The following is a 14,469-nucleotide window of genomic DNA, read 5'->3' on the forward strand; positions in this document are numbered from 1 at the left end:
TTCTCTTTTTCAAAATTTTCTTTAAAAGAATTGTGTTTTAGCAAGTAATTGTTTAAAGTTGCACAATATTATTAATCAGAGCATCAAGCCCTGTAAACTGTTAAATAAAAGTTGAACGAGATACGAAAATTAAAATTTGACATCAAACTTAAAAACCACGTTTGGTTTTGGGGCAGCTATTTTACTCTTAACTTTTTAAGATGGGGAGCTTACTTTAATGATTACCCTTATTCGTTTAAATCGAACCTGATCGAATTCTCGTTACACATTCCATTAGTCTATTTCAATTTATTTGTACTGGTGCCCCGTTACGTACTCAAACAAAAATATATTCAGTACACTTTTTTGATGGTCCTGAGCTTGTTGGGAGTCTATTTAATAAAAACCGGTCTTACCTATTATATTATATCTGAAAATATATGGCCCGAAGCCAACCGCGAGTACCATACTTTCGACATCAACCACGTATTGGCGGTTTGTATTGGTGAATTGTATGTGGTTGCCATGGCCTCTTCTGTCTACCTTACTTTAACCTGGTTGAGAGAAAGGGAAAGAAACAGATCTTTACGAGAAAATCAGTTTAGGATAAAGTTAAAATATCTTGAAAACCAGATTCAGCCTCATTTCTTTTTCAACACCCTGAATAATCTGTATGCTTTATCACTTGAATCTTCGGATAAAGTTCCGGATGTCATTATAAAACTATCCAATTTGATGGAATATGTTTTATATGATGTAAAAGGAACCAAATCTGTTCCGTTAATTAAAGAGATTGATTACATCCAAAATTATATCGAAATTGAGAAGTTACGCTTTGAGAATGTTGAAGTTACCATCAACTTAGAATCGAATATCGAGGATATTGTAGTCCCTCCGCTACTCTTTATTTCATTGGTCGAAAATGCCTTTAAACACGGCGGGGTCAACAATAATAACCTAAAAATTAAAATCAATTGTAAAGTTATTGACAATAAAATGTTAGACTTTGAAATCTTAAATAATTTTGTAATTTCACAAAATATTAATGCGAAAGGCGGAATTGGTCTCGCGAATACCAAAAAGAGATTAAAGCTGATTTACAAAAATGACTTCAGTCTAAAAAACACAACTAAATTAAATTACTATATAATCCGTTTGCAAATACCTCTTGATAATGAAAATTAAATGCGTGTTGGTTGACGATGAGCCTTTAGCAATCAAAGTCCTGCAAAATTATTTTACCAATTTTACAGATTTTGAGGTAATTGGCACATTTAATAATTCTCTGGAAGCACTTGATTTTATAAACAGCACTACTGTCGATGCTGTATTCTTAGACATTAACATGCCTATGATGACAGGTTTTGAACTTATTAGCTTGATCGAAAACAAAACCAAAGTTATCATTACAACTGCCTTTAGAGAATTTGCCGCAGAAAGCTACGATCTTGATGTTCTCGATTACTTAGTAAAACCTATTCCCCTTCCAAGATTTATAAAGTGCATCAATAAAATCACCACCGAATACAATTTAAAAAACAATATTAAAGTCGAAGCCAGCAAAGGAGACTCCCATATTTTTATCAAAGTCGATAAAAAAATGATGAAAATTAATATTGAAGAAATTCTGTTTGTGGAAGGAATGAAAGAATACATAAAAGTGGTGACTTCAGACAAAACTTATATCACTCATAAATCTTTAACCTCATTGTCTGAAGAATTACCGGCCGACCGGTTCCTGCGCATCCACAAATCCTATGTAATTGCACTCAACAAAGTAAAATCAATTGAGGGCAACCGCATTCAGATACAATCTTATACCATTCCAATTGGAAGAAATTACAGCAAAGAAGTAAAAAACAAAATTCTGGAATAAATTCAGCTTACTAAATCGATTTTCTAACTCGGTAAAAATTAACACATTGTTGAAAAAATCACGTCGTTGGTTTAAATTTAACATTATTTGTGGCTTTTTATTTTTTTTTGATACACTTAACAAATATATTTACGGTCTTCAAAAAACAATAAAATAAAAAATTAACCTCTTAAATTATGAGTTCAGAAAATGTTCAAACCAAATGGGGACAGTTTATCTCGTTGATAATTGTTTTCTTCTTTTGGGGTTTTGTTGGTTCGGCCAATGATATCCTGATTCCAGTTTTCAAGAAAGTATTTACCTTATCGCAAGTGCAATCGCAATTAGTAGCCTGGGCCTTTTATGCAGCTTACTTCGTAGGATCATTGATTTTCTTCCTGGTATCTTTAAAATTAGATGTTTTACAAAAATTCGGATACAAAAAAACACTTTCTGCCGGTTTACTATTATCTGCTTGTGGTTCATTTTTATTCATTCCGGCTGCAACAATGGAAAGCTTTCCTTTCTTTTTAACAGCTTTATTTACAGTAGGTTTAGGATTTTCAATCCAACAAATCGTAGCAAACCCTCTTGCAATTAAAATGGGAAGCCCTGCAACAGGTGCACACCGTTTGACTTTAGCAGGTGGAATCAACTCTTTCGGAACTACTATTGGGGCTATTTTACTTGGAATCGCTTTGTTCGGAATGGGAGACAACAAAAAAACAGCCTTATCATTAGAAGACATCAAACTTCCTTTTATTATCCTTGGACTTGCTTTTATCGTCGTAGCCATTTTCATGAACTTCTCTAAAATTGAAGATCCTGCCAAAGAAGACGAAGAAGAAATTAAAGTAGCACACGAAAAATTCAATATCTTAGATTATCCACAACTCTATCTTGGAATGTTAGGGATCTTCATCTACGTAGGTACAGAAGTAACTATTATCAGTAACCTTCCCGCTTTATTACACACAGCCGAATTTGGTAACATCCTCGAGGATGCTATTGCTCCATTTATTGCCCTTTACTGGGGAAGTTTAATGATTGGCCGTTGGAATGGTGGAGTTAACGTTTTCAACACTTCCAATCTGGTAAACACAGCACTTAAATTCATCGTACCAGCTATAGCATTTGGAGTAATTATTGGCGCTAACCTTTTTGCTGCACACGATGTTTCTTCGTTTTACATCTATCCAATCTGGATCTTATTGTTTATCGCAGTGAGCTTTGTTGGAGGTAAAAATGCCGGAAAAACATTAATGCTTTTCGGAATATCAGGTGTATTAATGATGTTTGCCGGATTGGTTTGCCCGGATCCGCAAATTGCTAAATTCTTTTTCATCTCAGGAGGTTTATTCTTGTCTATCATGTGGCCGTCTATCTTCGACTTAGCCATTGCAGGTTTAGGAAAAAACACTGGAAAAGCGTCTTCATTCTTAATTATGATGATTCTTGGAGGAGGAATTATTCCTTTAATTCAAGGCAGCATCTGTGATATCGACCTTACAAGTCCAAATGGAATTTTCGGAATTACATGGACCCATTTCTCTTATATTGTACCTCTTATTGGTTTTGCTTATTTAGGATTCTACGGTTTCTATTGCCCTAAGATTTTAAAAAGACAAGGTATCAACCATGTTGAAGGTGGTGGCGGAGGTCACTAAACCTGGATAAAATTTTAAATTCCAAATCTCAAATTCCAAATTCCAAATTCCAAATTCCAAACGTTCACTAAAGTTTTGGAATTTGGAATTTGTTTTTTTACCCTAATTACAAACAAACCCGACAGATTTACTTTAAAAATTTGGAATTTGGAATTTGAGATTTGGGATTTTTTATCCTAATTACAAACAAACCCGACAGGTTTCAAAAACCTGTCGGGTTTACATAAAACAAAAAAAACGCCATCTTTCTATTGAAAAATGGCGTTTTTAATTTATAACTAAGGACTACTTGTTTCCTTTTTCAAAATCAGCTACAAACTGAGCCAATCCAATATCTGTTAATGGGTGTTTCAACAATCCGTAAATTGCAGAAAGAGGTCCGGTCATTACATCAGCGCCAATTTTAGCACAGTTTACAATGTGCATCGTGTGACGTACAGAAGCTGCTAAAATTTGAGTTTCGTAACCGTAGTTATCATATACCAATCTAATTTCTTCGATCAAATTCAATCCGTCAGTCGAAACGTCATCTAAACGACCTACGAACGGAGACACATAAGTTGCTCCTGCTTTTGCAGCCAAAATAGCCTGTCCTACTGAAAATACAAGCGTTACATTTGTTTTAATTCCTTTATCAGAGAAATATTTTGCAGCCATAACACCTTCTTTTGTCATAGGCAATTTCACCACGATTTGATCATGCAATTCAGCCAGCTCCTCACCTTCTTTAATCATTCCGTCAAAATCAAGCGCATTTACTTCAGCACTTACATCTCCTTCAACCAAATTACAGATGTCAACATAATGCTTTAAAATGTTGTCTTTTCCAGTAATTCCTTCTTTAGCCATCAATGATGGGTTAGTCGTTACACCATCCAAAACGCCTAAAGCCTGTGCTTCTTTAATCTGAGCTAAGTTAGCCGTGTCAATAAAAAATTTCATAATCTATTTATATTTAATTGTGTGTTTAAAAATTTCGTGCAAAATTACAACTTATAATGATTCATCAGCATTTTTTCGTAAACTTTATCCGGAAGTGCACGCTTTAAAACAATCGAAAACTTCTGCATAAAAGCACCTACTTTGTAATGCACTTTTGGTTTTTCCTGTTGGATGATTTTATAAACTGCTTCGGCCATTTCATTTGGATTCCCTCCTGCATCAACATGCTCGTTCATCGTGGAAAGAATATCACCGTAGACTTTTTCGTAAGCCGAACCTTTTACAACTGGTGCGTGGTAACGTCCTGCTGCAATATTGGTTGCAAAATCTCCCGGTGCCACATTGGTAATATCAACTCCAAATGACTTCACCTCCATACGCAAAGCCTCCGTAATCAATTCCAAAGCCCCTTTTGAAGCCGAGTACACACTGCGGTAAGGCAATCCCATATAACCCGCGATTGAAGTGATATTAATAATCAAACCCGATTTTTGTTCCCTCATTTGAGGTAAAACAGCTTTCATCACTTCGATAGGTCCGAAAAAATTAGTTTCAAAATTATTTTTGATTTCCTCCGTCGGAATTTCTTCCAGAGGTCCGGTAATTCCAACACCCGCATTATTAATAACAACATCGAGTCTTCCCGAAGTAGCAATAACCTCAGCTACTGCCGATTTTATAGAATCGGCATTGCGAACATCTAAAGCAACTAATGGAAAAACTGAATGCTGTACCTTTTCAGGATTTCGGCTCGTTCCGTATACTACGAAACCTTTTTGATGCAAGAACTCTCCAATTGACTTCCCAATTCCTGAAGATCCTCCGGTAATTAAAACAACTTTACTCATTGTAAGTTTTATGTTAGATGTGAAATGTTATTTGTGAAATGCTCTCTGTGAAATGCTCTCTGTGAAATGAAATATACTTGACGCAGACTTTTAATTATGATCGTTAAATGTACTTGTTTATAAATAGAATCTCTGCAATACGAAAATCTTCTTCCCTAAAACATCTTACATCTTACAAGCAACATTTTACATTTCACAAAAAGGTCAAAAATAAAAAAATCCTCCATAAGGAAGACTACTTTTAAATTAATTCTAAAAAAAAATCCCGAAACATCGGGACTACAAAAAAAAAAAAAATGGCAAGCGACCTACATCGCACCGCTCAACCACGTACCCTTGCTATGTTCCCATCCTGGGGGAGTCTGCAGGAGCTGGTCGTGTAGGACTTGCCGGTGCAAATATACAATCTTTTTATATTTTTGCAAGACCTTTGTTGCTATAAAAATATCATCGTATATTGGCTTATTCAAATTTTAAACTATGAAAAAATATAACTTCCTAACTGTCATTTTATTAGGAATCACATTAATTGGATGTGGAGATACAAAAAAAGGTGAAAATTCTTTATTCACCATCGATGATTCGGCTTTTCCGGCTCATTTTTTGCCTCAGGAAGCCATTTCGATCGGCATTTTGAACCCGAATTCGAAAGAAATCGACAGCATTGCCTACTTCATAAACGATAAAAAAGTGGGAAGCACTAAAGGTGCTGAAAAATTCAAATTTGAATTAAAAGATCAAAAATTAGGATACCAATATTTAAAAGCGACCGTTTATTTTGGATCAGACTCCTCTGATGCTACCAAACGTGTTGAGCTGGTTTCGAATATTGAGCCTAAATTATTAAAATACAAAATAATCAATACCTACGCGCACGACAAACAAGCTTTTACGGAAGGATTAGAGTTTTATAAAGACACTTTATACGAGAGTACAGGGCAGGAAGGCGCTTCTTACTTAAGAAAATACGACTACAAAACCGGAAAAGTTTTCAAACAAGTCGATTTAGACAAAAAGTATTTTGGTGAAGGAATTACTTTTATCAATGGCAAATTATTCCAGCTGACCTGGCAAAACAAAACCGGTTTTATCTACAATGCCAACACTTTAAAACTGGAAAAAACTTTTGCTTACGAAAAAGATATCGAGGGCTGGGGAATGACGAATGACGGGAAATACATTTACCAAACCGATAAGACAGAAAAAATCTGGAAAATGGATCCTGCAACTCAAAAAATGATCGATTACATCAACGTTTACTCGGGAACTTCAAAAATTAAAGCCATTAATGAATTGGAATGGATTGACGGAAAAATCTACACCAATGTATGGTTTAAAGATGCAATTGCAGTTGTCAACCCTACTTCGGGAGCTGTTGAAGGGATTCTGGACATGTCAGGATTACGCAAACTGATGAGTGATGTGACCAAAGACGACGTTTTAAACGGAATCGCTTACAACCCAAAAACCAAAACTATTTTTGTTACCGGTAAAAACTGGAGCAAAATATTCGAAATAACAGTCTCAGAATAAATACAAACCCTTTGGGTAAAATTGAAAATTAAATTTCAACACATAGAAATATAGTTTACTAGATGCATTTTAACTAGTGAAACGCCTTTTTTAAGTTTACAATAACTATGTTTCTATGTGTTAAAACAATTTCACTCAACAAATTAAATACAAATTACATAAGCATGAGTTTCATTAATTCTCACAATTCATAGTGAAAATTCGTGAAATTTGTCTTTTACAACAATACCAACAATGACAACTCTTATAACAAACATCAAAGAATTACTTCAGGTTCGCGAAACTTCAATAGCTAAGGTTTCAGGAGCAGAAATGGCAGTACTTCCCACCTTAAAAAATGCGTATTTAATTTTAAAAGACAATCTTATTTACGATTTTGGTCTGATGGAAAATCTTCCTGAAGTTCCTGCCGATTTAACAATTGATGCTACAGGGCGAATTGTGATGCCAACTTGGTGCGACAGCCATACACACATTGTATATGCAGGAAATCGCGAACAGGAGTTTGTAGACCGAATCAACGGATTTTCGTATGAAGAAATTGCGAACCGTGGTGGCGGAATTCTAAACTCGTCCAAAAAACTCAATGAAACCTCAGAAGAAGAGATCTACGAGCAATCGAAACTTCGTTTAGAAGAAGTGATGCATTTAGGAACAGGCGCTGTAGAAATAAAATCGGGTTACGGACTTACGATCGAAGGTGAATTGAAAATGCTTCGCGTCATTCAGAAACTTGCTCAAAATTATCCTATTGCCATAAAAGCTACTTTTCTGGGTGCGCATGCTTTTCCTTTACATTACAAAGAAAACAAAGCAGGTTATATCGATGAAATCATCACCAAAATGCTGCCCGAAATTGCCCAAAACAAACTGGCCGATTATGTGGATGCCTTTTGCGAAACCGGATATTTTTCTGTTGAAGAAACCGAAAAAATCATGGAAGCGGGAATACAATATGGTCTGAAACCAAAAATTCATGTCAACCAGTTCAATTCTATTGGCGGTATACAGGCAGGAATCAAATACAAAGCCCTTTCTGTCGATCATCTCGAAATTATGAACCCGGAAGACATTGAAGCTTTAAAAAACACCGAAACAATGCCTGTCGCATTGCCGTCCTGTTCTTATTTTTTAAGCATTCCTTATACTCCGGCACGCGAAATGATCAAAGCTGGTTTGCCAATTGCTCTGGCTACCGATTTTAACCCTGGTTCTACTCCATCCGGAAATATGAATTTTGTAGTAGCAACGGCTTGTATCAAAATGAAAATGACTCCCGAAGAAGCCATAAATGCTGCCACCATAAATGGCGCTTATGCTATGGACCTTTCTGAAACACACGGAAGTATTACCAAAGGCAAAAAAGCCAATTTAATTCTTACCAAACCGATTTCATCTTACTATCAAATTCCTTACGCATTTGGCAGTAATTTAATCGAAAACGTTTTTCTTGAAGGTAAAATTCTTAAATAATAAAGCATAAAAAAAGGTCTGTGATTTTCTTCACAGACCTTTTTTATTTTAGTGGTATTTGTCCTAAACGGCTCGGTATTATCTTAAGCTAAAACTAGTTTTAGAAACCAATTCGTCATTATCAAAAACATTAATAAAGTAAGTACCTTTTTCAAAATCTTTACCAATTAAATCTTCTGAAACGTTTACTGTTTTGTTCTCATATCTAACGGTAGTTTTAAAGCTATACGTTAAAGTATTATCTCCAAAACTTTCTGTTTTCTTTTCTCCTAAAACATTGTTTTTAGAATCGATAACTTGTACATAATACGTTTTATCTCCTGATTTAGCGATTTGATTTTCAGCAATAGTAAAACTTACTTTCAAAACATCGGCACGGCTTGCTTTATCGGTTTCGATTTGTTTACCTGAACCTTTTACTTTGTAAGCGATCGTTTTTGTATTTAATACAGATAATTTAGCTCCTTTTTCAACAGTTTTAGCCAACTCTTCGTTTTGACCAACTAAAACTTCATTGTACTTTTTAGATTCTCCTAAAACTACAATTGTACTGTCTCTTTGAACTGTTAAAACGCCATTTTGTTTTTTCAACTCATCGTTTTCAGCAACTAAAGTTTTCATTTTACCTTGCATTGCCTGAACTTGTGATCTGTATTTAGATACATCTCCTTTAGATTTATTTAAATCATCCATTAGAGCTACTACTTTATCTCTTTCCTGAATTAACTCATCAGACATTGAAGTATTCTCAGCAATTGCAGCATCATAAGTTGATTTCAATTCCTGTAAATCTTTCATAACAGATTCTTTTTCTGTCATCGTCGTAGTAAGTTCAGTCTTAACTACATCTGTATCAGATGATAATTTAAAAATATACACTAAGCTACCAATCAGTAGGACTGCTAAAACTGCGATTACCGCTTTTAGACTTGAGTTGTTGTTCTTTGGGTTTTCCATATTTAAAAAATTTTCTTTAAAACAAATTTAAGAATTAATATAAGGTAATAACGTAAGTTGCCACAATTATATTATTTTTGGAAAATATTTTTTTTTCATGGAGAAACTAATTCCTTTTACTGTTAACGATTTGGCAAAAATCACCAATCATAGAAGTGGTGAAATAAAATTCGGAGAAAAAATGGTCATCATACCCAAAGGGGCTGATAAGATCAATTTTCTAAAAGAAAGCGAGGCCAAATATGTGCTTTTTGGGATACCTGAAGATATTGGGGTACGTGCCAATTATGGCAGACCCGGAGCAGCATCGGCATGGGAAAGTGCGATAAAAAGCATTGCCAACATTCAGCACAATCGTTTCTCTAAAGGCAGTCAGATTTTGGTTTTAGGACAATTGGATGTCGCTCAGGAAATGCGCGATGTCGAAAATCTTGATTTTAATGATATCGACGACAGGTCTAAACTTAGTCAGTTGGTAGAAAAAATTGACAAAGAAGTTTCGCATATTATTTTTACGATCATAAAAGCCGGAAAAACGCCAATCATTATTGGGGGCGGACATAATAATGCCTACGGAAACATAAAAGGCTCGGCTTTAGCCAAAGGAAAACCAATCAATGCTATTAATTTTGATGCGCATTCTGATTTTAGAATCCTTGAAGGCCGTCACAGCGGTAATGGTTTTTCTTATGCATATGAAGAAGGTTTCTTAAAAAAATATTTCATTTTTGGTCTGCACGAAAACTACACTTCCAAAAGTGTTTTAGACATCATCAAAAAACTCGAAGACCGCGTTCGTTACAACACCTACGACAGTGTAAAAATCCGCAAGGAAAAGGATTTTGACAGGGAAATGGCTTTAGCACTGGAATTCATCAGAACCGATTCTTTCGGGATCGAAATCGATCTGGATGCTATTCCTAATATTGCGAGCAGCGCCATGACCATCAGTGGTTTTTCGGTGGAAGAATTGCGTCAGTTTATTTCCTTTTTCGGACAGCATAAAAATGCCGCTTATCTGCATATTTGCGAAGGCGCTCCGGATTTGGCCGACTCTCCAAACAACAATCTAATTGGCAAGCTTATAGGGTATCTGGTAACGGATTTCATCAAAGCGAATAACGAAAAAATCTAATCAAAGCAGCAAGTACAGCTGTTGAAAATTAAGGCATTTGCCAAATAAAATGATATTCAAATAAAGGATTAACCGAATAAACCTATCTTTGCACAGAATTTTAGTACTTAAAACTAAATTCTTAATATGTAAGATATGTTATTCGAAGATCTATCACTCTCAAAAAGTATACAAAAAGCCGTATTTGAAGAAGGCTACCTAAACCCCACTCCTATTCAGGAACAATCTATTCCGATCGTTTTATCGGGAAGGGATTTAATTGGTTGCGCACAAACAGGTACAGGAAAAACAGCAGCATTTGCTATTCCAATCATACATCAGTTACACCGAATTGTAGGTTCTTCTAAAAAAGCCAAACAAATTCGTGCCCTTATAGTTACTCCTACACGTGAATTAGCGGTTCAGATTGGACAAAGTTTTGACACTTATGCCAAATATACCAACTTAACGCAATTGACCATTTTTGGAGGAGTTTCGCAAAATCCGCAGGTAGATACGCTAAAAAATGGAGTTGACATTTTAGTTGCCACTCCGGGCCGATTGCTTGACTTACACAAACAGGGATTTCTGGATCTGGATCATTTACACACTTTGGTGTTAGACGAAGCCGATCAGATGCTGGATATGGGTTTTATCAATGACGTGAAAAAAATTGTAAAACTTACTCCTAAAAACAGACAGACTTTACTGTTCTCGGCTACTATGCCAATTGCGATTCGCGAACTGGCCGAAATGTTTTTAAAGGATCCTGCAAAAGTAGAAGTTTCACCGGTTTCATCAACAGCAGAAACTGTGGAGCAACGCATTTATTTTGTAGAAAAAACAGAGAAAAGAAACTTACTGTATCATTTGATTAAAAATGAAAATCTATCCAATGTTCTGGTTTTTTCAAGAACCAAACATGGTGCTGACAATGTAGTTAAAGCGCTTCGCAAAAAAGACATTCCTGCTGAAGCGATTCACGGAGATAAGTCTCAAAATGCAAGACAACGTGTTTTGGATGCTTTTAAAAACAAAGAAGTTGGCGTTCTTGTTGCGACAGATATTGCCGCAAGAGGAATCGATATTGACCAGTTGCCATTTGTAATCAATTTTGATTTACCGAACATTCCGGAAACTTATGTACACCGTATCGGGCGTACCGGACGTGCAGGAAACGGAGGTATAGCCATTTCGTTTTGTGGTAAAGACGAGCAGCCTTACTGGAAAGACATTCAAAAACTAATAAAGGTAGATGTAAAAACCATTACAGATCATCCTTACCCATGGCACTCCGGAAGTCCGGAAGCAACGGAAGAGAAACCAAAAAACTCGAACCGAAGCGGTGGTGCTCACAAATCAAGAAAATCAAATGCTTCTAAGCAAAACAAAAAACGCTGGTATTAACCGTGTGGATACAAGCATAAATAATAACACGAATTACACAAATTGTCACTAATTTGTTTGTGGAATTTGTGTTCAGACGGCAGACTACAATTATCCCTTTTGGTATCAATATTTTACTATATTGGGGATAATTCATTTTAACACATAGCAACATAGGTGCTGCACCTGCAAAAAGGCGTTTCACTTCATTTAAATACACATATCCGACTATGTGAAAGAAATATATTTCTTTTTGTATCCTCTTTTAGCAATACAAATCTATGTTTCTATGTGTTAAAAATTTTAGCGTTCAAATCATCGAAACATAGATTACAGCTATAAAAGCAGACTATCATTGCTAACGTGTGGATACCAGTATAAAAAGTAGCACCAATTGGCCCTAATTAGTTTGTGAAATTAATTTCACAAACAAGGTTATCCTATTAAGATTTGTGCAAATTAGTGGAATTTGTGTTCAGACGGTAGAGTATTAACCAGCGTTTTTTGCTTCCAATATTAAGTAATTCATAATTTTAAAAAGCCTGACAGGTTCAAACGGCTTAATAATAATATCGTTTATTCCCGACGAAATAGCCTCATCTGTAATTTCATCCTTATCAAAGGCTGTCAGTGCTACTATAGGCGTTTTAAGCCCACTCAAACGAATTCTTTTGGTCGTTTCAAACCCATTCATCAAAGGCATATTGATGTCCATTAAAATCAGGTCGAAACTTTCGTCCTCCAGTATTTTCAGAGCCGAGAAACCGTCATCAACTACTTTACAGATGTAATTGTGTTTTTCGATAATCTTTTTGGTCACCAGCTGATTGATGAGATTATCTTCCACAATCAAAATTTTATATACTTCGTTTGAACTCAAATCCACTTCTATTTCGTCAATAATTTGTTTTGTTTTTTGAGGATCAAACTCAAAAGGAATTGTAAACGTAAAGGATGTTCCCAGACCAATCTCACTCTTCAGTGCAATTGTGCTTCCAAAAAGCCCCAACAATCGTTTTACAATACTCAGCCCCAGGCCTGTTCCCTGATAGTCTTCATCTTTTCTGCCAACCTGTACAAATTTTTCAAAAATTTTGCCCTGATCCACAATTGCAATTCCAACCCCATTGTCTTTTATTAAAAAGTCCAAAAAGTACATTTTTTCCTCCGAGCGGTTAAGTTTTACTATTATTTCGACTTTCCCATCTTTGGTAAACTTCAACGCATTACTGACTAAGTTCATCAAAATCTGAGCGAGCCTTAGCTTATCGCCAATGAGATACTCCGGAATACAGGGATCTATAGAAACTGTAATTTTATTGTTGTTTTTTTGCCCCAAAAAGGAGAGTGAATTTTTGATCATCATAATTTCATCCGAAATATTGAAGGTCAAATTCTCCAGTATCACTTTGTTTTCCTCAATTTTATTAATCTGAAGAATATCATTTACGAGCGACAATAAATACCTGGCCGAAAATTTCAACGAACTCAAATGCTGGCTTCTCGACAGTTCTTTGTGTTCTTCCAGCAGCATATTGGTTATTCCCACCACACCATACAAGGGGGTGCGGAGTTCATGGCTTATGGTCGAAATAAACTGAGTTTTGAGCAGTGAGGCTTCCTCCGCAATTTCTTTTGCCCGTAAAAGCTCGGCATTGTGCTTTTTCTTAAACCTGATGTTTTTTACTAAAGTAATAATAAGAATTAAAAGAATCAGCGAAATCAGTACAAATAAAACGACGATAATTCTCGACTTTTTAAGGCTCTGATATTGAGAATCTTTCTCGCTTTCGATCTTATCAATCTGTCTTTTATACTCGTCTAATTCTAAATTAAAACCCGCAATTGAAGCTTTTTTGAGTTTTTCCTCATTGTACAATTCTGCTGTTATAGCATTATAGGAAGCCAGATTCTCATAAGCTTCTTTGTGTCTTCCAATTTTACTTAAAAACTTAGAATATTCCTGATGCGCATAGGACAGATCGGATTTTTCTTCACTGTTTCTACCCGCCTGAATGGCTTTCAGAAAAAAAGTATTGGCCAGATCGTATTCGTTACTATAACTCGCATACATGCCGTTTAACATGTTTACAACGATCTCTGTCGACTCATCTCCATATTTGCTTTTGTTGCTGTTTACAAATTTCAAAAACGGATAGCCCGCCTTAAACTCTGCAATATCAAAATAGGCCCAGGCTATGTTTACGTTTGTAAAATAGACCTGCGACATCTCATTTAATTTTAAACTGTAGGCGATGGATTTTTTATAATAATTTATCCCCTTGTTGAATTGCTTCTTTTCGAAACAATAAATATTACCAAGGTTATTATGAAGACTGTATTTTAAGGAATCATTATCGGTGCGGTTGGCGTAGAACAATCCTCTGTTGTAGAAGAAAATAGCTTTATCAAATTCCGACAATTCGTTGTAATTCCCGGCGATTATTTTATACGATTTTGCTATTAAAATATCATTTTTTGAGGCGGTGGCATAGTTTAATGCTTTGCGGGAAGTGATGAGCGATTTTTCAAAATTCGATTTCTTGTAGTCTTCCCAGGCCTCTTTGACCAGTTTATTGGTCCTTGCTTCCGATATCGTTTCGGATTGTGCGGTAGCGGAATTGGTAAAACAATTCAGACATATCAGCAACAATAAAAAAATCCGTATTCGGGGCATAAATAGGCTAATTTCATCAAATATACATTAAAAATAAA

The 14,469-nt window shown here is 35.5% G+C and carries 11 protein-coding genes and 1 other RNA gene; 7 read left to right on the forward strand and 5 right to left on the reverse strand.

Annotated elements, in window-relative coordinates; all coding sequences use genetic code 11:
- Positions 1-111: 111 nt before the first annotated feature.
- From OLM61_RS00385 to OLM61_RS00395, 3 genes are all read left to right on the forward strand, one after another.
- Positions 112-1,164 carry a sensor histidine kinase gene (locus OLM61_RS00385; RefSeq protein WP_264524577.1) on the forward strand — a complete coding sequence of 351 codons (1,053 nt, stop codon included), beginning with the start codon at positions 112-114 and terminating at the stop codon, positions 1,162-1,164.
- Positions 1,154-1,855 carry a LytR/AlgR family response regulator transcription factor gene (locus OLM61_RS00390; RefSeq protein ID WP_264524578.1) on the forward strand — a complete coding sequence of 234 codons (702 nt, stop codon included), beginning with the start codon at positions 1,154-1,156 and terminating at the stop codon, positions 1,853-1,855. The genes OLM61_RS00385 and OLM61_RS00390 overlap by 11 nt, the downstream gene beginning before the upstream one ends.
- Before the next feature lie 176 nt (positions 1,856-2,031).
- The gene (locus OLM61_RS00395) at positions 2,032-3,501 is read left to right on the forward strand and encodes an MFS transporter (RefSeq protein ID WP_264524579.1); all 1,470 of its coding nucleotides are present in this window, start codon (positions 2,032-2,034) and stop codon (positions 3,499-3,501) included.
- Between the two features lie 285 nt (positions 3,502-3,786).
- Here the strand turns inward: OLM61_RS00395 and fsa are convergent, their stop codons facing one another.
- From fsa to ffs, 3 genes are all read right to left on the reverse strand, one after another.
- Entirely contained in the window at positions 3,787-4,443 is a 657-nt protein-coding gene (fsa, locus tag OLM61_RS00400) for a fructose-6-phosphate aldolase (RefSeq protein WP_173968024.1), read from the reverse strand.
- 44 nt (positions 4,444-4,487) lie between these two features.
- Entirely contained in the window at positions 4,488-5,291 is an 804-nt protein-coding gene (locus tag OLM61_RS00405) for an SDR family oxidoreductase (protein WP_264524580.1), read from the reverse strand.
- 294 nt (positions 5,292-5,585) lie between these two features.
- Positions 5,586-5,683, reverse strand: an RNA gene (ffs, locus tag OLM61_RS00410) — signal recognition particle sRNA small type.
- A gap of 88 nt (positions 5,684-5,771) precedes the next feature.
- On the opposite strand from ffs, the gene OLM61_RS00415 reads away from it, so the two are divergent.
- Positions 5,772-6,824, forward strand: coding sequence for a glutaminyl-peptide cyclotransferase (locus OLM61_RS00415; protein WP_264524581.1), 1,053 nt, complete (start codon positions 5,772-5,774; stop codon positions 6,822-6,824).
- A gap of 234 nt (positions 6,825-7,058) precedes the next feature.
- Entirely contained in the window at positions 7,059-8,297 is a 1,239-nt protein-coding gene (gene hutI, locus OLM61_RS00420; RefSeq protein ID WP_264524582.1) for an imidazolonepropionase, read from the forward strand.
- A 78-nt stretch (positions 8,298-8,375) separates the two neighbouring features.
- On the opposite strand, the gene OLM61_RS00425 is transcribed toward hutI, so the two are convergent.
- Complete coding sequence (locus OLM61_RS00425) at positions 8,376-9,254, reverse strand: hypothetical protein (RefSeq protein ID WP_173968029.1); 879 nt, start codon at positions 9,252-9,254, stop codon at positions 8,376-8,378.
- Positions 9,255-9,351: 97 nt separating this feature from the next.
- Here OLM61_RS00425 and OLM61_RS00430 point away from each other — a divergent pair, with 97 nt between their 5' ends.
- Together OLM61_RS00430 and OLM61_RS00435 are read left to right on the forward strand one after the other, a co-directional pair.
- Positions 9,352-10,389, forward strand: coding sequence for a formimidoylglutamase (locus OLM61_RS00430; protein ID WP_264524583.1), 1,038 nt, complete (start codon positions 9,352-9,354; stop codon positions 10,387-10,389).
- A 135-nt stretch (positions 10,390-10,524) separates the two neighbouring features.
- Positions 10,525-11,775, forward strand: coding sequence for a DEAD/DEAH box helicase (locus OLM61_RS00435; protein ID WP_264524584.1), 1,251 nt, complete (start codon positions 10,525-10,527; stop codon positions 11,773-11,775).
- A 469-nt stretch (positions 11,776-12,244) separates the two neighbouring features.
- On the opposite strand, the gene OLM61_RS00440 is transcribed toward OLM61_RS00435, so the two are convergent.
- The gene (locus OLM61_RS00440; protein ID WP_264524585.1) at positions 12,245-14,431 is read right to left on the reverse strand and encodes a response regulator; all 2,187 of its coding nucleotides are present in this window, start codon (positions 14,429-14,431) and stop codon (positions 12,245-12,247) included.
- Positions 14,432-14,469: the final 38 nt, after the last annotated feature.

It is taken from the genome of Flavobacterium sp. N502536 (genome assembly GCF_025947345.1).
In the GTDB taxonomy this organism is placed as follows: domain Bacteria; phylum Bacteroidota; class Bacteroidia; order Flavobacteriales; family Flavobacteriaceae; genus Flavobacterium.